Origin of the sequence: Streptomyces sp. MJM8645 (genome assembly GCF_001625365.1) — a bacterium.
In the GTDB taxonomy this organism is placed as follows: Bacteria; Actinomycetota; Actinomycetes; order Streptomycetales; family Streptomycetaceae; genus Kitasatospora.
Map to the genome: position 1 here is coordinate 4,472,126 of NZ_LJJF01000001.1, position 20,512 is coordinate 4,492,637.

A 20,512-nucleotide genomic window follows, 5' to 3' on the forward strand; every position below is an offset into this window, starting at 1 on the left:
CCGCTCTGGTGAGGGAGGCGGAGGAGGGGGCGGCCGGGGCAGGCTTCGCGTGTCGGGACGACGGGGCTTTCGAAGGGGGCCGGGCATGAAGCGGGTACTGGGCGCGATGGCGATCACGGGGACGGTGCTGGTCGGTATGTCCGCCTGTCTGCCCTTCGGGGACGACCAGGAGCACCGGACCGTGGACTACGGGGTGTCGGAGCCGGTCAGGGAACTGGTGGTCGAGGCGCACACCGGCGGGATCGTGGTGACCGGCGGCGGCGACGCGGTGCACGTGACCGAGGCGCAGAACTACCGGGGCGAGGCGCCGCGGACCACGCACGAGGTGAAGGACGGCGTGCTGCGGCTGACGTACGACTGCCGGGGCTGCGGCGTCGGGTACACCGTGCAGGTGCCGGCCGGGACGAAGGTGCGGGTGACCCAGGAGACCGGCGGGGTGCGGCTGGTCGGGCTGGCCGCCGAGGTGGAGGCCTCGGTGGACACCGGCGGGGTCGAGGCCACCGGGCTGACCTCGCAGACCGTCCGGTTGAGCACCCGGACCGGCGGGGTGCGGGCCGACTTCGCGGCGGCACCCGTGAAGGTGGAGGCGGAGGCGGAGACCGGCGGGGTGCGGGTCAGGGTGCCCGCCGGGGAGGCGTACGCGGTGGACGCGCACGCCGGGGCCGGCGGAGTGGAGCTCGGGATCCCCTCGCAGCCGGGGGCCGCGCGCAGCATCACGGCGCGTACGGGCGCCGGCGGGGTGTCGGTCGACGGTGTCTGACCGGGCCGTTCCGGAGGTCCTGCCGGTAGGGCATGATCTTCTCCGCGGGGGCGGCGCCCCCGGACACGGGGGAGGGGCTGCGGTGGTGCGAGCGGCGCGCTGGCGGAGCTGGTCGGCCGGGCTGAGTCCGTACGTGCTGGACTCGCTGCTGGCCGTGGCATCGGCCGGGATCTCGGTCTGGGCGGTCGGCAACGACGACAGGGCCTGGCCGTGGTGGGTCTACCTGGTGGCGGTGTCCACCTCGCTGTCGCTGCCCTGGCGGCGCCGGGCGCCGCTGGCCGCGCTGGCGGCGGGCAGCGTGGCCTTCATGACGCTGTCCGTGGTGGCGCACTCGGCGAGTCCGCAGGTGCCGCTGGCCGGTGTGATCGGCATCTACACGGTGGCGGAGCGCTCCCCGGACCGGCAGCGCTGGACGGTACTGGCGGTGGTGGTGGTCGCCAACGTGATCGGCACCCACTCGCCCAACGGCATGCTGTTCAGCCTGCTCACCTCGGTCGGCTCGTTCGTCTTCGGCTCGCTGGTGCGCGCCCAGCGGCGGCTGGCCCGGCTGGAGGCCGAGCGGGCCCGCGAGGCCGGGGAACGGGCGGCCAGTGAGGCGGGCCGCGCGGTGGTGGAGGAGCGGGCCCGGATCGCCCGGGAGATGCACGACATCCTGGCGCACGCCGTCTCGCTGATGATCATCCAGGCCGAGGCCGGGCCGCTGGTGGTGCACGCCAACCCGGACCGGGCGATCCGCGCCTTCGACACCATCGCCGACGCGGGCCGCGACGCGATGGTCCAACTGCGGCGCGTCCTCGGAGTGCTGAAGGAGGAGGGGGCCGGTCCTGAGCTGGCCCCGCAGCCCCGGCTGGCCGAACTCGCCGACGTGGCCGAGCGGGTGCGCCGGGCCGGACCGGCGGTGGAGCTCGAACTGGCCGACGGGCTGGGCGCGGTGCCCGCCGACCTCCAGGCCGCGGCGTACCGGATCGTGCAGGAGGCGCTGACCAACACGGTCAAGCACTCCGGCGCCGACCGGGTGGCGGTCCGGGTGCGGCGGTCCGGGGACACCCTGGAGGTCGTGGTGTCCGACAACGGGCGCGGGCTGCCGGTGACCGTCGGCGGCGTGGTGAACGGCTGGTCCGGCGGCCGCGGGCTGGTCGGCATCCGGGAGCGGGCGGCGGCCTGCGGCGGGCGGGCCGAGGCCGGACCCGGACCGGAGGGCAAGGGCTTCCTGGTGAGTGCCCGGCTGCCGTTGGGGGTGGCGGGCGTGGTGGAGAAGGCGGGCGGATGAAACCGATTCGGGTGGTCGTCGCGGACGACCAGGAGCTGGTGCGGGCGGGGTTCGGGATGATCCTGGACGCGCAGCCCGACATCGAGGTGGTGGCCGAGGCCTGCGACGGCGCCGAGGCGGTCGAGGCGGTCCGCGCCCACGGCCCGGACGTCCTGCTGCTGGACGTCCGGATGCCGGTCATGGACGGGCTGGAGGCGGCCCGCCGGGTCTGCGCCGAGTTCCCGTCCACCAAGGTGATCATGCTGACCACCTTCGACGCCGACGACTACGTCTTCGACGCGCTGTACGCGGGCGCCAGCGGCTTCCTGCTCAAGGACGTCCGGCGGGACGACCTGGCGCACGGGGTGCGGATGGTGGCCTCCGGGGAGGCGCTGCTCGCGCCCTCGGTGACCAGGCGGCTGATCGGCGAGTTCGCCGCCCGCCGCCCGGGCTCGCCCGAGCGGGCGCTGCGACCGCCGTCCAAGCTGCTGGAGCAGCTCACCCTGCGTGAGCAGGAGACCCTGCGGCTGCTGGCGCGCGGGCTCTCCAACGCGGAGATCGCGGCCGAGCTGGTGGTCAGCGAGCACACGGTGAAGACGCACGTCAGCAATGTGCTGAGCAAGCTGGGGCTGCGGGACCGGGTGCACGCGGTGGTGTTCGCGTACGAGGCCGGCGCGGTGGTGGCGGGGGAGGCGTAGGGGCTCTCTTGCGGATCACGCCGGGCGCGGGGCCCCTGGTCGGGGCTCCCCCGTGCGGGGGAGGCGGCGGGTTCGCCGGTGCGGGCGATCCGCGACGAGGGGTGCGGCGGACAGCATCTGTGGTGTCGGAACGGACCACGGGCCACCAGCTACCTGCCGGGGCCGCGGATCACCACAGGAGATCGTCGGATGAACACCCCGCAGGAGAACCGCCGCACCGCCTACGCCGTCGTCGGCGCCCCCGCCCTGATGGCCCTCTACGGGGGGATCCGGCTGATCCCGGGCTCCCGGGAGCCCGGCCTCGGCTGGACGGCCGGCCACACCGCGATGTTCGCCGGGCTGCTGCTGTTCGCCCCGGTCCTGCTCGCCCTGCGCGGGCTGCTCGCCCCGCGCGGCACCACGGCCGGGCGGCTCGCGGCCGGTGCCGCGCTCGGCACGGCGTTCGCCGGCCTGGCGGCCTCGCTGGTGCAGATCGGGATCGATCTGTACGTCGGCCTGGCGGCGGCGGACAAGGCCGGGCAGTCGCGGATGTTCGACCGCGTCCAGGGCGTCCCCGGGGTGCTGCCGGCGGTCTACCAGATCGGCCCGCTGCTGTTCTACGTCGGCCTGCTGGCCCTGCTGGTCGCCGCCGCAGTGGGCGCGGCCCGGACGCTGCCCTGGTGGAGCCCGGTGCTGATGCTGGTCGGCACCGCCGCCTCGGGGGCCGACCTGGCGCTGATCCCGGTGGCCGCGGTCTGCTACCTGGCGGCGCTGGCCCCGCTGGCCCGCCGCGCCGCCGGGCCCCGCCCGGCACTGGTCTGACCGGTACTGGTCTGACCGGTGCTGGTCCGCCCGGTGCTGGTCTGGCTGGGCGGTCCGGACGGGCGGTACGGACGGGCGGCCGCTCCCGCAGGGGAGGGGCGGGCGCCCGTCAGCTCATCCGGAACACCGGTCCGCGCGGGGTGAACGGCAGCCCTGCGCCCCGGGGGACCAGGAAGGCGTGCTCGCGGCGTACCCGCAGCACGTCGCACGCGCCATCGGTGATCACCAGCACGGGCGCCCCGCGCGGGAAGTCCTCGGCCCGCTCCAGCAGGTCGACGCCCGGCTGCAGCTCGGTGCCGCCGCGCCCGCGCACCCGGACCCGGCCGGCGATCTCGCCGACCGGGACGTACCCGGCGTCGTGCGGCGCGGCGTCGCAGTGCACCACCCGGGCCGCGGGCACGTCCCGGGCGGCCGCGTACGAGGCGATCGCGCCGAGCGCCTTGCCGAGCAGGACCCGGTTCATCGAGCCGGAGGTGTCCAGGACGACGCCGAAGGTGCAGCGCGGCACCTCCTCCGGCGGGTGGTAGCGGCCGGCCCGGGGGATGTCCGGGGTGGCGGACTGCCGACGGGCCGGGCGGGAGTAGCTGCGGACCGGCTCCGGACGGGGCACGAACTCGTCGAACCAGCGGGCCAGCCGGGCGTCCCAGGGCAGCGGCGGGTGGGCGAGGGCGCGGATCTCCTCGACCAGTCCGGCGGGCAGCAGCCCGCGGTCGCGCTGGTGCAGCTCGAAGCCCTGCTGGAGGCCGCGGCGGTAGAAGTCGTCGAGGTCCACGTAGTCGCGCGGGCCGCGGTCCAGCGGTGCGCCGAGGATGTCCGGGCGGTTCTTGCCGGCCAGAGTGGCGAGCCGGCGGGTCCGGCGCTCGTCGCGGACGATCCGGTCGTACACCTCCTCGGCCGACAGCCCCTTCAGCTGTGGGTCGTGCAGCAGGCCTTCGGGCATGTCGCCGACGCCCATCTCCAGCAGCCAGCCGTTGATGACGTAGTCGGCGGCGACGTTGAAGAGGAACGGGTCCCGGCCGCCGCGGCGCTCGCCGTGCCGCAGGGCGGCGTGCAGCATCTCGTGGCCGAGGATGAACCGCCACTCCTCGTCGGTCTGCTGGCGCAGCGGGTTGATGTAGACCTCGCCGGCCTCGGCGTTGACGGCGGCGATGGAGATGCCGTGGGCGCGGGCCAGTTCGGCGTCGGCGACGACGGTGAGGCCGGCCGCGATGCCGCCGAGCAGCGGGTAGGAGGAGACGAACCAGCCGAGCGCCCTGGTCCACGGCCGTACGGGCAGGCGCTCGCCGGTCTCCCGGTCGAAACGGCCGCCGGCCCGGTCCATCGCGGCGGACATGGTGCGGGTGAGGGCGGCGGCGAAGGCCGCCGACCAGTCCTTCGGGGTGTGGCCGTAGTCCTGCCACTCGACCAGCAGCTGGTCGTGGTCGGCGGTGCCGGCCGTCCCGGCGGTGACGGCGGGCGGCAGGCCGTCGCGGCGCCAGCGGGCGGCCAGCTCCTCCTCGTCGCCGCCCGGGTACTCCTGCGGGAGGGCGACCGGGGGGCGGCCGACGGGGAAGGTCGCGAGGAAACGGTTCACCACCGCGCAGCGGGCCGCCTCCTCGTAGGCGTCGGGCTGGACCCGGACACCCTTGGCGGCCGGGACGTGGCCGAAGCCCAGGTGCAGCAGGCAGTGCGCCAGCACCCAGGCCCACTCGTCCGGCTCGGCCCGGCGGCGCGGGTTGACGTGCACGGTGCCGTCGGAGTCGACCACCGCCCAGCCGCCGGTCGGGGCCAGCCCGCAGTCGTCCCGGCGGCAGAAATCGGCGGGCACGGCGTCGAAGGCCGGGTTCTGGCGCAGCAGCCGGACCCCCTCGGCGAAGACCTCCGCGCCCGGGTCCGGCTTCTTCGCACCCTTCTGGACGGAAGGGCTCACCGGCGGGCCTCGACCAGCCGGGGCATGTCCCGGGCCGCCTCGATCAGGAACCAGGAGGGCAGCACCGGATTGCCGTCCGCGCCGTCGGCGATCACCGTCTGGGCGACCTCCACCGAGATCTCGGCCAGCTGCACCAGCAGCGACTTGGCCCGGAAGGCGGTCTGCCGCTGCGCCCCCGAGGCGTGCTCCTTGCTGGCCGGAAGCTCCTTGACCAGGCGGCCGCGGAAGGCGTCGGCCAGGTAGTAGAGCAGGTCGCGGTCCTCCAGCCGGTGCGGCCAGCGGGCGTCGCCCTTGAGGATCGCCTCCAGGCCGTAGGCGTTGCGGACGATCTTGGCGTAGCCGCAGAAGGCGATCGCGTGCTGCGGGGTGAGCAGCCCGTACGCGAGCACCTTGAGGGTCTCCTCGTCCAGGGTGGGGCCGAAGGAGTGCAGCGCGTCGGAGAGCATGTGCCAGGCGCGTGGGGTGGAGAACGGCTCCTCGGTCTTCGGCGGGGCGGACCACAGGTGGTCGGGCCGGTCGGTGACGTAGTCGACGACCCAGGGGTGGATGCCGGCGCCGGCCGCCCAGTGCAGCCAGTCCGCGGCGCTGGCCCGCAGGTGCACGTGGACCATGCGGTTGACCAGCGCGGACGCCATCGGTCGGGCGAGCGCGCCGTCGGTGGCGCGGTTCCCGGCGCCGATCACGATCGAGCCGGGCGGCAGCTCGTACGAGCCGATCCGGCGGTCCAGGATCAGCGAGTAGAACGCCTTCTGGACGTCCGGGGTCGCCGCGTTGAGCTCGTCCAGGAACAGGCAGTACGGCTCGTCGCGGGCGATCTGCTCGGGCGGGCAGAACCGGGAACGGCCCTCCGGGGTCAGCTGCGGGACACCGATCAGGTCCTCCGGGGCGAGCTGGGTGCCGACCAGGCTCACGCACTCCAGGCCGAGCGACTCGGCGAACTCCCTTACCAGCGAGGACTTTCCGATCCCGGGCGCGCCCCAGAGGAACACCGGCCGGACGGTGGCCAGCCCGAGCAGCAACTCGGGAATCTGGACGGGCGAGACGCTGACTGCTCCCTGCACGGGGCTCCTTGGCAAGTGGTGGGGTGACCGGCCCAGTCTGCGGCGGGAGTTGACGCGGCGCACCCGGATTTTCGCTGGCGCCCCGAACCGGCCCGCCCGTACCGTCCGGGGCATGAACGCGAAACGCCCCCTGATCGCCGTCCTCACCGGCGCGGGCATCTCGACCGACTCGGGCATCCCCGACTACCGAGGCCCGCAGGGGCTCTGGCAGCGCGACCCGTCGGCCCAGGACCTGGTCACCATCGGCCCGTACCGTGCCGATCCCGAGGTGCGGCGGCGGGCGTGGCGACTGAGGCTGGAGACGGGTGTGCTGGGGGCCGAGCCGAACGCCGGGCACCGGGCGCTGGTCGACCTGGAGCGCTCGGGGCTGCCGCTGCGGGTGCTCACCCAGAACGTGGACGGGCTGCACCAGCGGGCCGGGCTGGCCCCGCGCAAGGTGCTCGAACTGCACGGCACCGCACTGGAGGTGAAGTGTCTGGGCTGCGGGGCGACGGGGCCGATGGCGGAGGCGCTGCGGCGGGTCGAGGCGGGCGAGCCGGACCCCGCCTGTCGGGCGTGCGGGGGGATCCTGAAGCCGCGCACGGTGATGTTCGGCGAGAACCTGGACCAGGAGGTGCTCGGGCAGGCCGACTCGATCGCCCGTGCCTGCGACGTGTTCATCGCGGTCGGTACCAGTCTTCAGGTGTTCCCGGTGGCCGCGCTGCCGTACGACGCGGTGCGGACCGGGTCGAAGCTGATCATCCTGAACGCCGAGCCGACGCCGTACGACGAGGCCGCCGTCGAGGTGATCCGCGAGCCGATCTCCCAGGCGCTGCCGGACCTGGTGCGGAGGCTGGTGGGGGAGGGGCTCTGAAAAAAGGGCTCTGAAGAAGGGGCTTAAAAACGGGTGAACCGCATGCGTACGATGATCCTTCCGGCTCCCCCCTCATGGCCTGGAGTGATCGAGCGATGACGACGACGGCGAAGTTCGACCCCTGGTCGGCGGCGTTCGTGGCCCACCCGTACGACGCGTACGCCGAGTTGCGCGAGCACGCGCCGGTGACGTACTTCGAGCCGACCGGGCAGTGGCTCGTCTCGCGGCACGAGGACGTCAGCGCGCTCCTGCGCGACCGGCGGCTCGGGCGCACCTACACCCACCGCTTCAGCCACCAGGAGTTCGGCCGGCCCGAACCCGACCCGGCACACGAGCCCTTCCACACCCTCAACGACTTCGGGCTGCTCGACCTGGAGGCCCCCGACCACACCCGGATCCGCCGGCTGGTCTCCAAGGCCTTCACCCCGCGCATGGTCGAGGGCCTGCGGCCGACCGTCCAGCGGCTCGCCGGGGAACTCGTCGACGGCCTGCTCGCGGCCGGCGGCGGCGACCTGATCGCCGCCGTCGCCGAGCCGCTGCCGGTCGCCGTGATCGCCGAGATGCTCGGCGTGCCGGAGAGTGACCGGCACCTGCTGCGGCCCTGGTCCGCCGACATCACCGGCATGTACGAGCTCAACCCGAGCGAGGAGGCCGCCCGCAAGGCCGTCACCGCGAGCACCGAGTTCTCCGACTACCTGCGCGCCCTCATCCGCGAACGCCGCACCGCCCCCGGCACCGACCTGATCAGCGCGCTGATCCAGGCCCAGGAGGGCTCCGACGCGCTCAGCGAGCAGGAGATGATCTCCACCTGCGTGCTGCTGCTCAACGCCGGCCACGAGGCGACCGTCAACACCACCGGCAACGGCTGGTGGGCGCTGTTCCGCAACCCCGGTGAACTCGCCCGGCTGCGCGGCGCGACCGACGCGCTCCTGCCCACCGCCATCGAGGAGCTGATGCGCTGGGACACCCCGCTGCAGCTGTTCGAACGGTGGGTCCTGGAGGACATCGAGCTGCGCGGCGTCACCATCCCGCGCGGCTCCGAGGTCGCCCTCCTCTTCGGCTCCGCCAACCGCGACCCCGAGCGCTTCACCGACCCCGACCGCCTCGACCTCGGCCGCACCGACAACCCCCACATCACCTTCGGCGCCGGAATCCACTTCTGTCTCGGCGCCCCGCTCGCCAGACTGGAACTCACCGAGTCCTACGGCGCCCTCCTGCGCCGCGCCCCCGGCCTGCGCCTGGCCCGCGAACCCGAGTGGAACCCGGGCTACGTGATCCGGGGCCTCAGGGAACTGGTGGTCGAGGTCTAGATCGAGGTCGGGGCCAGGTCGGGGTCGGTTCGAGGAACGGGGGAGAGCTGTGGGCAAGGCGACGGGGTCACTGCTGGGGCTGGCGATCGGGGATGCGATCGGCCGGGTGACCGAGTTCAAGACGGTAGAGATGATTGCCGACGACCACCCGGACTGGCGGCAACTTCCGCTGCCCCCAAGGGCGCTGGTCACCGACGACACCCAGATGACCCTCGCCCTCGGCCGTGGTCTGCGCATTGCCCTGGAGCGCGGGCCGCTCACCCCGCTACGGCTGGAGCGGCCCGTTCGCGAGGAGTTCGTCGACTGGTGGCGCTCCCCGCAGAACAACCGTGCTCCCGGCATGACCTGCCTGCGCGCCTGCGAGCGGCTGAGCCGCCCCGAGTACCGCTGGCAGCAGGCGAGCGACGTCGGTTCCAAGGGCTGCGGCGCCAACATGCGGGTCGCTCCGGTCGGACTGATCCGCGAACTCGACGCCCGCCAGCTCGCGGGCGCCGCGCAGCTGCAGTCCGCGCTCACCCACGGGCACCCGACCGCACTCGCCGCCAGTGACCTCACCGCGTACGCCATCCGCAAGCTCGCCGAGGGCGTTCCGCCGGCCGGCCTGCCCGCGGTGCTGCGGGCGTACGTGCTGGCGAGCCGCGAGCGGTACGACGAGTTCTGGCTCGGCGACCTCTCCGCGCGCTGGTACGGCCGCTCGCCGCAGGACGTCATCGCCCGCGGCTGGGACGACTGCCTGGCCGTGCTCGACCAGTTGGACGCCGCGCTCGCCGCGCCCGACGTCGAAGCGGACCCGTGTCTGGCCACCGGTGAGGGCTGGGTCGCCGAGGAGGCCTTCGCCACCGGCCTGCTCTGCTTTCTGCTGCTGCCGGACGACCCGGTGTCCGCCGTCCGCCGGGCCGCCTACTCCAGCGGCGACTCGGACTCCCTGGCCTGTCTGACCGGCGCCTTCGCCGGGGCCCATCACGGGGAGTCGGTCTGGCCGCAGGAGTGGGTGGAGCGGATCGAGTACCGGGACGAGCTGCTCGCGCTCGGGGCGCTCTGGGACTGAGCTCCACAACCTGTGTTCCGGGCCCGGGGGGAACCGGGTTCGGGGGTGGTGCGTCGAAGGGCCATGACGAAGCGCAGCACCGCAGGGCATGGCCGTTCCCGCCGTCGGGTGGGGCTGCTTCTCGCCGCCGGGTTGGCGGCCGGTCCGGCGCTGGCCGGGTGCGGGAGTGCGGTGGGCGGGGGGCCCGTGGTGGTGCGGGCCTCGGCGTCGGGGAGCCGGGCGGCGGTGGATCCGGGGCAGGTGGCGGCGGTGGCGGCCGGGACCAGCGCCTTCGGGCTGGACCTGCTGCACGCGCTGACCGCGACGCCGGACGGGGCGGGGCGCAACGTCGTGGTCTCGCCGGCCGGGCTGGCGAGCGTGCTCGGGATGCTGCTGCCGGGGGCGCGCGGCGCCACCGCCGAGGAGCTGGCCAAGGCCCTGCACACCGGGCTCGACCCGCGGCAGTACGCCCTCGCCGTCGGCGCGCCGGACAGCGGGAGCCGGGCCGGCGGCGACCAGGTCGTCCTGCGCCGCTCCGACGCCCTGTGGACGCAGCAGGGCCTGGCCGTCGCCCCGGATTACCTGGACACGCTCGCCGCCGCCTTCGACACCGGCGTGCACCCCGTCGACTTCGCCAGGGACCCGGCCGGCGCCCGCGGGAGCATCAACGCGGCGGTGGAGAAGGCCACCGAGGGGCGGATCAAGGAGCTCTTCGGCCCGCGGCAGATCACCGCCGACACCCGGCTGGCGCTCACCGACGCGCTCTACCTGAAGGCGGCGTGGGCCTCCGGGTTCAAGCCCGCGAACACCTCCGAGCGCCCCTTCCACCGGCTGGACGGCTCCACCCCGTCGGTGAGCACGATGAGCCGCACCGGCACCCTCCGGTACGCCGAGGGCTCCGGCGGCATCGTCGGCGAACCCTGGCAGGCCGTCGAACTCCCTTACGTGGGAGGTGGGTTGGCGATGGATCTGATCGTCCCCGCGCAGGGCGGGTACGCGGCCTTCAGCAAGGGCCTGGACCAGGCCCAGCTCGACCGGATCCTCGGCGGGCTCGGCGAGCGGTCCGTCGACCTGACCCTGCCGCGGTTCCACTTCGACACGGCCAACGACCTCGTCCCCGCCCTGCGCTCACTCGGCGTCAAGGCGGCCTTCGACGCGCCCGACTTCACCGGCATCACCGCCAAGGAGCCGCTCGTCCTGGGCGCGGTGGTGCAGAAGGCCACCGTCGAGGTGAACGAGGACGGTACGGTCGCGGCGGCCGGCAGCGGCGCCGGGGTGGCGGCGATGGCGGCGCCGGCCGCGCCGGAGTCCGTCCAACTGCACATCGACCGGCCGTTCCTGTTCCTGATCCGCGACACCGCCGACGGGCGGCCGCTGTTCCTCGGCCAGGTCACCGACCCGCAGGCCTCCTGAGCCGACCCGCAGACGAAGCAGGCGAAGCGGACGAAGCAGGCGAAGCCGCCGGAGGAGGACCGGGCGTCACCAGGCCGGGTAGCGCCCGCCGAGCGCCGGGTGGGCCGGGTCGCGGCTGCCGAACAGCACCAGCAGGTCATCCGCGACCCGCAGCAGTTCTGCCCGGCCCTCGACCGCCCCCGCCCACTCGGCGGGCAGCGCCGAGGCGCCGTACGCGGCGCCGACCAGGTTGCCGCAGACCGCGCCGGTGGAGTCGCTGTCCCCGGAGTGGTTCACCGACAGCAGCAGCGCGCTGCGTACCGGGTCGGGTTCGAGGGTGGTCGCCAGCAGCGAGTACACCGCGATGGCCAGGCACTCCTCGGCGATCCAGCCGAGGCCGACCCGCTCCACGGACTCCGCCGTCGGCTGCGACTCCTGGGCCACCCGGACGGCCCGGGCCAGCGCCTGCACCGTCTCCTTGGACCCCGGCAGCTCGCGGATCTGCTCCACGGTCTCGCCGACCGCCGCCCACGGCTCGGTCCCGTTGGCGAGCCGCTCGACCAGCGCCGCGAAGGCGCCTGCCGAGAGGTAGCCGGTCGGGTGCCCGTGGGTGAGCTGGGCGCACTGCACGGCCAGCCCGAAGGACAGCTCGACGCCCAGCCGGGCCAGCCCGAACGGTGCCGAGCGCATCACCGTGCCGCAGCCCTTGGACTCCGGGTTGATCGGCCCCGGCTGCCCGATCACGGACGGCGACTCGAACTCCGGGTGCTCGGCCACCCCGCTCATGCAGGCGTTGCCGGGCGCCCGCGACGCGTACAGGAAGGGCCTGGTCAGCAGCCAGCCGTCGTACGGGCGGGGCTGCGGCGCGGTGTCCGGCGAGTCCTGGCGCTGGGTCAGCAGCCAGCGCCGGTAGGCGGCGTGGACGGCCTCCGGCACCGAGCCGCCGCCGCCCGTCCAGCCGCGGACGAACGCGCGGATCAGGCCCTCGGCGGTGAACAGGGTCATCTGGGTGTCGTCGGTGACTTCGACCGGCCCGGCGCCGGCCGGCAGCCCGGTCACGCCGTCCGGCCCGTACCGCTGCTGGATCTGGTGGAGCTGCTGGAACTCCACCGGCCAGCCCAGCGCATCGCCGACGGCCCCGCCGAGCAGCGCCCCGCGCACCCGGTCGCGGTATCCCGATTCGGCCGCCGACTCCGTCACGTCGATCCCCCTTGGTTCATGGCGGGATACGTTCTATCAGGTCTACCGGCGGATCTGCCCGGCGCGCCCGTGCAGCGCGGCGCGGTCGGCGGCGGCGCGCCCGGCCGCCCAGCCCACTCCGTCGCTCACCCGGACCCGCTGCGAGACCAGCTTGGGGAACAGCCGGCCGACCTCGTCGTCCACCGCCTCGGAGCGGGCTGCGAGCGCGGGCAGCAGCCGCTCGTCGGGCAGCAGCTGCTCCTCGGTGCCGTCCTCGCGCAGGTGCCGGCCGGCCGCGGCGGCGCTGGTCGCGCGCTCGGTGGCGGCGGTCAGCCGCTCGCGGATCCGCGCCGCGTACGCGACCAGGAAGGAGTGCCGGAACGCCTTGCTGCGCGAGTCCCGGCGGGAGCCGGCCTTGTTGAGCGCGTGGGTGGCCTGCACCAGCAGCGAGGTGTAGAGCAGTTCGACGCCGTCCAGGTCGCCGTCGAAGCCGACGACGGTGCAGAAGCCGAACTCCTTGGCCCACACCGCCCGGCACCGGTTGGCCGCCGCGACGGCGTCCAGCAGCATCGTCTTGGGGCTCTCGTACGGGTTGTCCACGCCGATCCGCAGCGCCGCCGGGGTGTTCCGGTCGTCGCCGGTGGCGGCCAGCAGCGCGTCGTCGATGCTGTGCTGGGCCATCAGCTGCTGGGCCTTGGTGGTGAGCGCCTCGGCCTCCTCCGGGTACTCGGTGGACTCGGCCTTGGCCAGCAGCGCCCGGATCCGGGCCAGCATCCGCGGCTCGCCGGTCAGCGGGCCCGTGGTGCGTTCGGCCTGCGGGCCCGTGGTGCGCTCGGTCTGCGGCCGCCGGCCGGGCGCGGGGCCGACCGGGGAGATCGGCGGCAGCCGGCCCCAGGTCCGCAGCAGCTCCAGGGCGGCGGTGGCGAGCGCGAAGCGGTCCAGCCGGTGCCGGTCGGCGAAGGCGCCGAGGTACTGCTCGTCGCCGGGCCACCAGACCTCGGCCTCCAGCTCGCGCAGCTGCTCGTGCCAGCGCCGGTCGAGGGCGGCCGCGGGGTGCCGACGGCCCTCGGCGGCGATCAGGTCCACCGCGAGGGCCAGGTGGACGGGCTTCAGCCCGCGCCGGACCACCCGGGCCAGGTCGGCCGGGCGCCACCCGGCGGACCAGCAGCGGCCGACGGCGGTGTCCGCGTACCCCAGCAGCGCCCGGCTGACCGCCGGCCACTGCCCGGCCGAGGCGGCGAGCAGCGACGCCCCGGTGTCGAGGGCGAGGTCCAGCGTTTCGTCCGGGGCCGTCAGCACCGATCGCACCGCCTGCTCCAGCAGTGGGCCGGCGCCCCCGTCCCCGTCCTGCTGCGCGCGCTTGCCCACGGTGTGTCCCTGCTCTCCTCGACGGCCCGGCCCTCCCGCCCATGATGCCGGAGCGCCCGGCCCCTTCGACGGGACCGGGTGCTCCGGGGTGACGCAGGCGACTCAGCGCTCGACGGCCTTGGCCAGGATCTCCGGGGCGCGCTCCAGCAGCCGCCCGGCCGCGAAACGGATGCCGAGGGCGGCGATCAGGGCGCCGTAGAGCGGGCCGACCACCAGGACCGGCCAGGTCGGGCCGGCGGAGAGCAGCGCCCAGCCGAGGTAGCCGCTCACCGGCAGGGAGAGCAACGCCACACCGAACAGCGAGCCGAACTGGTTGACCAGCACCAGGCCGCCCTGCCCGGGGGCGGCGTTGCGCATCGGGTTGCTGTCGGCCGGCATGGTGTACGGCGCGAGCACGCTGAGCGTCGCGCCGAGCGCGACGCCGCAGCCGAGCAGGGCGAGCGCGAGGCCGAGTGCGGACGGCAGGCCGGCCCAGTCGCCGGTGGCGGCGGCCAGCACGGGCCCGAGCACCAGCGTCACCGGGATGGCGTACGACAGCACCGCGTAGGCCCGGCCGCGCAGCTCGTCCCGGGCGTCGGCCGGGGTGAGCAGGGTGGCGGCGACCATCCAGAACGCCGAGCCGTCCATGCCGAACAGGTTGAGCATCTGCAGCCCGAGGAACATCCCGGTCATCGCCAGCAGGTAGACGCTCGACCAGCCCTGGACCATCGACAGCACGCAGATCACCAGCGTCATGCCGATGCTGGTGAACACCGCGGCCTTGGCCCGCGGCTCCCGCCAGGCGTACCGGAGGTGGCGCTGCATCACCGCCCCGGCCCGGCCCTCGGGCAGGAAGCTCCAGCCGCGCGAGCTCTGCACGCCGCGGGCCACCTCCAGGGTGGAGGAGTCGGCGGTGACCATCAGCTCCTGGAGGCTGCCGCGCCACCAGCGCAGCAGCAGGGCGAGCAGCGCCGCGGCCGCGGCGAGCTGGAACAGCGCCAGCCCGTACCGTCCCTCGCCGGCGGTGCGGGCCGCGTCGGCCGCGCCGACCGGCGGCAGCCAGCGCAGCACGGAGGCGATCGGCGCCAGCGGGCTGAGGTCGAGGTGGTCCCCGGGCCGGCCGAAGACGCTCTGCGAGCCGACGTTGGCGGCCTGCACGAGCAGGGCGAACAGCAGTCCGCCGAAGATCGCGAAGTCCTTGCCGCGCCGGCTGGAGAGCATCCGGGCGTTGCCGGCGGCGACCGCCCGGGAGAGCGTGACCAGGCAGAGCACGGCCAGCGGGACGCCGACCAGCGCGGCCGCGGCCGAGGCCCCGCCGTTGGCGCCGGACAGCGCCGCGCCGGTCACCAGCACCAGGCTGACCAGCGGGCCGGGCCCGATCAGCGCGGCCAGCAGCGAGCCGCGCAGCAGCGGTCCGGGCCGCAGCGGGAGCATGGTGAGCCGGGTCGGGTCGGCGCTCTCGTCGCTGGAGAAGAGGAACAGCGGCAGCGCCGCCCAGCCGAGGGTGAGCACGCCGAGCAGCATCACCCCGGCGTCCCCGGAGCCGTCGAAGCGCCCGTTCATCATGGCGAGGGCGAAGGCGATGCCGGCCGCGAAGGCCAGGCCGAGGACGCCGCCGATGACGTACACGGCGGTCCGGCCGGGGCTGCGCCGCAGGCCGTTGCGCAGCAGCCGCAGCTTGAGCGCCACCAGGGCGCGGACCACCGTCCGCCCGTCGGGCACCGGGGTGCGGGCGGCTGCGGGGGCGGTGCTCACTGCCCGCCCCCGAGCTGCGCGCCGGCCTGCCCGCCGCCGGCCGGCGCGTTCCCGGCCGCTCCGCCGCCGAGCCAACCGAGCGCCTGGCCGTCGTCCTCGCGGACGCCGATCAGGCCGAGGAAGGCCTCGTGGAGGCTGCGCCCGCCGCGCACGGTGTCCAGCGGGCCGTGGGCGATCACCCGGCCGGCGTTGACCACGGCGACCCAGTCGCAGAGCTGTTCGACCAGTTCCATCACGTGGCTGGAGAAGACCACCGTGGATCCGGCCGCCGCGTACCGCTTGAGCACGCCGCGGATGGTCTGCGCGGAGACCGGGTCGACGCCCTCGAAGGGCTCGTCGAGGAACAGCACGTCGGGGTTGTGCAGCAGCGCGGCGGCCAGGCCGATCTTCTTGCGCATGCCGGTGGAGTAGTCGGCGACCAGCTTGTCGGCGTCGCGGGCGAGGTCCAGGACGGCCAGCAGCTCCTCGGCGCGGCGGTCCACCTCGGCGCCGGGCAGGCCGCGCAGCCGCCCGTTGTACTGCAGCAGTTCGCGGCCGCTGAGCCGCTCGAACATCCGCAGCCCCTCGGGCAGGATGCCGATCCGGGCCTTGACCGCGACCGGGTCGGCCCAGACGTCGCCGCCGTGGATGAGGACGGTGCCCTGGTCGGGCCGGAGCAGGCCGGTGGCCATGGACAGCGTGGTGGTCTTGCCGGCGCCGTTCGGGCCGACCAGGCCGATGAAGGAGCCGGCCGGCAGCTCCAGGCTGAGTCCGGCGACGGCGGCCTGGCCGCCGAAGTGCTTCCACAGCCCCTGGATGCTGACGGCGGAGGGGGGAACGGGTGCGGGGTGGTCGGACGGCGGCGGCGCTGACGCCTGCATGGCGGCCTTCTCTGTTCGCTGGCGGATGGGTGTCTCGGACTCAGCCTGTCACTGCGGAAACGGGCTGTCTCCCGAGTTGAGGATCCCCTGAGCGAGTGGGCCGAACGGGTGAGGCGCGCCGTCCGGACGGCGCGTTACGGCGGGTGCCGGGCTGGAATTGGCAACTACTCAGCTGCGCCGTTCGTCCTGCACTATGAGGGGCAGTGAGGGACAGCGAGGGGCGCGGGGCCGCGCCGGGTGCCGGGAGGTGCGGATGGCCGTTCAACCGTGGGGAGCCTCGGACCCCGGCGAGCCGGATCGCCGCCCGGCCGGGGGCTGGCAGCCCCAGCCCGTACCGCAGCCCGGGTTCCACGCGGGGATGCGTGCCGGGTACGCGGACCGGGACCGGACGATCGACGTGCTGAAGGCCGCGTTCGCCGAGGGCCGGCTCTCCGCCGAGGAGTACGAGCAGCGCCACGAGCAGGCCTCCGTCGCGCAGACCTACGGCCAGCTGGCCGGGCTGGTGTCCGACCTGCCCTCCGGCCCGATGCCGGCGCCGATGGCCTTCGCCGCCCCGCCCGTCCCGGCGACCTTCCTCCCGCCGCCTCCGCCGCCGGTTCGCTCCACCAACGGGCTGGCGGTCACCTCACTGGTCTTCGGTCTGACCGGCCTCTCGCTGCCCGCGGTGGTCGTCGGGCACGTCGCGAAGGCCCAGCTGAGCCGCCACGACCGGGCCGGCGACTGGGTCTCCACCCTCGGCCTGCTCTTCGGCTACGCGGGCTGCGCGCTCTGGACGCTGCTGCTCCTGGTGGTGCTGCAGGTGCCGGTCTGAGCGGGTCGCCCCGGGCGCGTCCCGCCCCGGTGGCGGCGGTCGGCGGGCTGTGGTAGAGCGGGTGGAGGGCGGTCCGACACCGGGTGGTCGCGTCCGGGACACTCCTGGGACATCCGGCCGAAGGTCGCGACCTGCGGCGTTGCATTTGTTTTGACCGCGCCCGATGCGCTAGGTACGCTCTGACCTTGTGCCTGGGGTGTCCCCGGGTCCTTGTGCGTGCATGCACACCGGTCGCCGCGCCGAGCCGGAGCGCCTTCCAGCGCCCCGCGCGTTGAGCGCCGTCGCTGTACATCAGCTCATGGGATTCCGTGTCGGAATAAGCCCAACACACCCGACCGCGTGGGTCGACCACGGGGCCGTGTGCGGGGGATCACCGCAGGTTAGTTTTACCAAGCCTTGGCACACAGAAAACGGAGAAACGGTGCCTACGATCCAGCAGCTGGTCCGAAAGGGCCGGCAGGACAAGGTCGAGAAGAACAAGACTCCCGCGCTGAAGGGTTCCCCGCAGCGTCGTGGGGTCTGCACGCGTGTGTACACGACCACCCCGAAGAAGCCGAACTCGGCTCTCCGCAAGGTCGCCCGTGTGCGCCTCACCAGCGGGATCGAGGTCACCGCTTACATCCCGGGCGAGGGCCACAATCTGCAGGAGCACTCCATCGTGCTGGTGCGCGGTGGTCGTGTGAAGGACCTTCCTGGTGTCCGCTACAAGATCATCCGCGGTTCGCTTGACACCCAGGGTGTCAAGAACCGCAAGCAGGCTCGCAGCCGCTACGGCGCCAAGAAGGAGAAGTAAGAATGCCTCGTAAGGGCCCCGCCCCGAAGCGCCCGGTCATCATCGACCCGGTTTACGGCTCCCCGGTCGTCACCCAGCTGGTCAACAAGATCCTGCTGCACGGCAAGCGCTCCACCGCCGAGCGGATCGTCTACGGCGCCCTTGAGGGCGTCCGTGAGAAGACCGGCTCGGACCCGGTCGTGACGCTGAAGCGCGCGCTGGAGAACGTCAAGCCGGCCCTCGAGGTCAAGTCCCGCCGTGTCGGTGGCGCGACCTACCAGGTTCCGGTCGAGGTCCGTCCGGGCCGCGCCAGCACCCTGGCGCTGCGCTGGATGGTCGGTTACTCCCGCGCCCGTCGCGAGAAGACCATGACCGAGCGCCTGATGAACGAGATCCTCGACGCCAGCAACGGCCTGGGCGCTTCCGTGAAGCGTCGCGAGGACACCCACAAGATGGCCGAGTCCAACAAGGCCTTCGCGCACTACCGCTGGTAGTCCCTACCCCGTCACTAGACAGAGAGAGAACGAGCCACCATGGCTGCAACCTCCCTTGACCTCGCCAGGGTCCGCAACATCGGGATCATGGCGCACATCGACGCGGGCAAGACCACCACCACCGAGCGGATCCTGTTCTACACCGGCGTCTCGTACAAGATCGGTGAGGTCCACGATGGCGCTGCCACCATGGACTGGATGGAGCAGGAGCAGGAGCGCGGCATCACGATCACGTCGGCCGCGACGACCTGTCACTGGACGGTCGACGACGTCGACAACACCATCAACATCATCGACACCCCGGGTCACGTCGACTTCACCGTAGAGGTGGAGCGTTCGCTGCGCGTCCTCGACGGTGCCGTGACGGTGTTCGACGGTGTCGCCGGTGTCGAGCCCCAGTCCGAGACCGTGTGGCGGCAGGCTGACCGCTACGGCGTCCCGCGCATCTGCTTCATCAACAAGCTGGACCGCACGGGCGCGAACTTCTTCTTCTGTGTCAAGACCATCGTGGACCGCCTCGGCGCGACCCCGCTGGTCATGCAGCTCCCGATCGGTGCCGAGGCGGACTTCAAGGGCGTTGTCGACCTTGTCCGCATGAAGGCGCTGGTCTGGTCCGCCGAGGCCGCCAAGGGCGAGATGTACGACATCGTCGACATCCCGGCCGAGCTGCAGGAGCAGGCGAACGAGTACCGCGAGATGCTCCTGGACGAGGTGTCGAACGTCAGCGATGACGTGATGATGCTCGCCATGGAGGGCGAGGACGTCCCCGAGGAGCTGCTGTACGAGGCGATCCGCAAGGGCACCCTGGAGTCGGCCTTCACGCCGATCTTCTGCGGTACCGCGTTCAAGAACAAGGGCGTTCAGCCCCTGCTCGACGCGGTCGTCAAGTACCTCCCGTCGCCGCTGGACATCGAGTCGGTTGAGGGCACCAAGCCCAACGACCCGGAGACCAAGATCACCCGCAAGGCCTCGGACGACGAGCCCCTGGCCGCGCTGGCGTTCAAGATCATGTCCGACCCGCACCTGGGCAAGCTCACCTTCGTCCGGATCTACTCCGGCCGCCTGGAGTCCGGCACCTCGGTGCTGAACGCCGTGAAGGGCAAGAAGGAGCGCATCGGCAAGATCTACCGCATGCACGCGAACAAGCGTGAGGAGATCGAGTCGGTGGGCGCCGGCGACATCGTCGCCGTCATGGGCCTGAAGCAGACCACCACCGGTGAGACGCTGTCCGACGAGAAGGCCCCGGTCATCCTGGAGTCCATGGACTTCCCGGCCCCGGTCATCCGCGTCGCGATCGAGCCCAAGTCCAAGGGTGACCAGGAGAAGCTGGGTGTTGCCATCCAGCGTCTCGCCGAGGAGGACCCGTCCTTCCAGGTCAACACGGACGAGGAGACCGGCCAGACCATCATCGCGGGTATGGGCGAGCTGCACCTTGAGGTGCTGGTCGACCGTATGAAGCGTGAGTTCAAGGTCGAGGCCAACGTCGGCAAGCCGCAGGTCGCGTACCGCGAGACGATCCGTCAGGCCGTCGAGCGCATCGACTACACCCACAAGAAGCAGACCGGTGGTTCCGGTCAGTTCGCCAAGGTGCAGATCGCGATCGAGCCGCTCGAGCAGGCCGAGGGCTACGAGTTCGTCAACCAGGTCACCGGTGGCCGCGTGCCGCGGGAGTACATCCCGTCGGTCGACGCCGGTTGCCAGGAGGCCATGGAGTTCGGCATCCTCGCCGGCTACCCGCTGCAGGGTGTCCGCGTGAAGCTGCTCGACGGCCAGGCGCACGACGTCGACTCGTCCGAGCTCGCGTTCAAGATCGCCGGTTCGATGGCGTTCAAGGAAGGCGCGCGGAAGGCCAAGCCGGTCCTCCTCGAGCCGATGATGGCCGTCGAGGTCACCACGCCCGAGGACTACATGGGCGACGTGATCGGTGACATCAACTCTCGCCGTGGCCAGATCCGGTCCATGGACGAGCGTCACGGTGCCCGCGTCGTCACGGCGCTGGTGCCGCTCTCCGAGATGTTCGGCTACGTCGGTGATCTGCGCAGCAAGACCTCTGGTCGCGCGAGCTACTCGATGCAGTTCGACTCGTACGCCGAGGTTCCGAAGGCCGTGGCGGAGGAGATCATCGCCAAGGCCAAGGGCGAGTAAGGACCGGCTCCAGCCGGTTCCCTACGAGGCCGCGGCCGTCCCGATATTTCGGGACGATTGTGAACCCTTAGGCTATTAGGAGGCGTCCC

The 20,512-nt window shown here is 73.2% G+C and carries 18 protein-coding genes; 12 read left to right on the forward strand and 6 right to left on the reverse strand.

What is annotated here, in order from left to right:
• The first annotated feature begins 85 nt into the window (after positions 1-85).
• From A6F73_RS19245 to A6F73_RS41540, 4 genes are all read left to right on the forward strand, one after another.
• Positions 86-760 carry a hypothetical protein gene (locus tag A6F73_RS19245; RefSeq protein WP_063348941.1) on the forward strand — a complete coding sequence of 225 codons (675 nt, stop codon included), beginning with the start codon at positions 86-88 and terminating at the stop codon, positions 758-760.
• Between the two features lie 82 nt (positions 761-842).
• Positions 843-2,030 (forward strand): sensor histidine kinase, encoded by a 1,188-nt coding sequence (locus tag A6F73_RS19250; protein ID WP_063348942.1) that lies wholly within the window; start codon positions 843-845, stop codon positions 2,028-2,030.
• Complete coding sequence (locus A6F73_RS19255; protein WP_063348943.1) at positions 2,027-2,707, forward strand: response regulator transcription factor; 681 nt, start codon at positions 2,027-2,029, stop codon at positions 2,705-2,707. The genes A6F73_RS19250 and A6F73_RS19255 overlap by 4 nt, the downstream gene beginning before the upstream one ends.
• Before the next feature lie 189 nt (positions 2,708-2,896).
• Positions 2,897-3,508 carry a hypothetical protein gene (locus A6F73_RS41540; RefSeq protein ID WP_063348944.1) on the forward strand — a complete coding sequence of 204 codons (612 nt, stop codon included), beginning with the start codon at positions 2,897-2,899 and terminating at the stop codon, positions 3,506-3,508.
• A 109-nt stretch (positions 3,509-3,617) separates the two neighbouring features.
• On the opposite strand, the gene A6F73_RS19265 is transcribed toward A6F73_RS41540, so the two are convergent.
• Positions 3,618-5,417 carry a hypothetical protein gene (locus A6F73_RS19265; RefSeq protein ID WP_063348945.1) on the reverse strand — a complete coding sequence of 600 codons (1,800 nt, stop codon included), beginning with the start codon at positions 5,415-5,417 and terminating at the stop codon, positions 3,618-3,620.
• Positions 5,414-6,478: a MoxR family ATPase gene (locus A6F73_RS19270; protein WP_063348946.1), complete on the reverse strand. Its 1,065-nt coding sequence runs from the start codon at positions 6,476-6,478 to the stop codon at positions 5,414-5,416. Before A6F73_RS19270 ends, A6F73_RS19265 begins: the two co-directional genes overlap by 4 nt.
• Before the next feature lie 112 nt (positions 6,479-6,590).
• Here A6F73_RS19270 and A6F73_RS19275 point away from each other — a divergent pair, with 112 nt between their 5' ends.
• From A6F73_RS19275 to A6F73_RS19290, 4 genes are all read left to right on the forward strand, one after another.
• On the forward strand, positions 6,591-7,331 hold the full coding sequence (locus A6F73_RS19275) for a Sir2 family NAD-dependent protein deacetylase (RefSeq protein ID WP_063348947.1): 741 nt from the start codon (positions 6,591-6,593) through the stop codon (positions 7,329-7,331).
• 95 nt (positions 7,332-7,426) lie between these two features.
• The gene (locus tag A6F73_RS19280) at positions 7,427-8,641 is read left to right on the forward strand and encodes a cytochrome P450 (RefSeq protein WP_063348948.1); all 1,215 of its coding nucleotides are present in this window, start codon (positions 7,427-7,429) and stop codon (positions 8,639-8,641) included.
• 49 nt (positions 8,642-8,690) lie between these two features.
• Positions 8,691-9,689 (forward strand): ADP-ribosylglycohydrolase family protein, encoded by a 999-nt coding sequence (locus A6F73_RS19285; RefSeq protein ID WP_063348949.1) that lies wholly within the window; start codon positions 8,691-8,693, stop codon positions 9,687-9,689.
• Between the two features lie 225 nt (positions 9,690-9,914).
• Positions 9,915-11,081: a serpin family protein gene (locus A6F73_RS19290; RefSeq protein ID WP_063348950.1), complete on the forward strand. Its 1,167-nt coding sequence runs from the start codon at positions 9,915-9,917 to the stop codon at positions 11,079-11,081.
• 66 nt (positions 11,082-11,147) lie between these two features.
• On the opposite strand, the gene A6F73_RS19295 is transcribed toward A6F73_RS19290, so the two are convergent.
• The 4 genes from A6F73_RS19295 to A6F73_RS19310 all read right to left on the reverse strand — a co-directional run bounded on the left by A6F73_RS19295 (position 11,148) and on the right by A6F73_RS19310 (position 16,201).
• On the reverse strand, positions 11,148-12,260 hold the full coding sequence (locus A6F73_RS19295) for an ADP-ribosylglycohydrolase family protein (RefSeq protein ID WP_063348951.1): 1,113 nt from the start codon (positions 12,258-12,260) through the stop codon (positions 11,148-11,150).
• Positions 12,261-12,302: 42 nt separating this feature from the next.
• Complete coding sequence (locus A6F73_RS19300) at positions 12,303-13,607, reverse strand: DUF2786 domain-containing protein (RefSeq protein ID WP_079135821.1); 1,305 nt, start codon at positions 13,605-13,607, stop codon at positions 12,303-12,305.
• Between the two features lie 102 nt (positions 13,608-13,709).
• Complete coding sequence (locus A6F73_RS19305) at positions 13,710-15,341, reverse strand: hypothetical protein (RefSeq protein ID WP_063348952.1); 1,632 nt, start codon at positions 15,339-15,341, stop codon at positions 13,710-13,712.
• Positions 15,338-16,201, reverse strand: a complete 864-nt coding sequence (locus A6F73_RS19310) for an ABC transporter ATP-binding protein (RefSeq protein WP_063348953.1) — start codon at positions 16,199-16,201, stop codon at positions 15,338-15,340. The genes A6F73_RS19305 and A6F73_RS19310 overlap by 4 nt, the downstream gene beginning before the upstream one ends.
• 253 nt (positions 16,202-16,454) lie before the next feature.
• Here A6F73_RS19310 and A6F73_RS19315 point away from each other — a divergent pair, with 253 nt between their 5' ends.
• From A6F73_RS19315 to fusA, 4 genes are all read left to right on the forward strand, one after another.
• Positions 16,455-17,012 (forward strand): DUF1707 and DUF4190 domain-containing protein, encoded by a 558-nt coding sequence (locus A6F73_RS19315; protein WP_244293440.1) that lies wholly within the window; start codon positions 16,455-16,457, stop codon positions 17,010-17,012.
• A gap of 421 nt (positions 17,013-17,433) precedes the next feature.
• On the forward strand, positions 17,434-17,805 hold the full coding sequence (gene rpsL / locus A6F73_RS19320) for a 30S ribosomal protein S12 (protein ID WP_014144289.1): 372 nt from the start codon (positions 17,434-17,436) through the stop codon (positions 17,803-17,805).
• 2 nt (positions 17,806-17,807) lie between these two features.
• Entirely contained in the window at positions 17,808-18,278 is a 471-nt protein-coding gene (gene rpsG / locus A6F73_RS19325) for a 30S ribosomal protein S7 (RefSeq protein WP_030055803.1), read from the forward strand.
• Positions 18,279-18,317: 39 nt separating this feature from the next.
• Positions 18,318-20,423 (forward strand): elongation factor G, encoded by a 2,106-nt coding sequence (gene fusA, locus A6F73_RS19330; RefSeq protein ID WP_063348955.1) that lies wholly within the window; start codon positions 18,318-18,320, stop codon positions 20,421-20,423.
• The last annotated feature ends 89 nt before the right edge of the window (positions 20,424-20,512 follow it).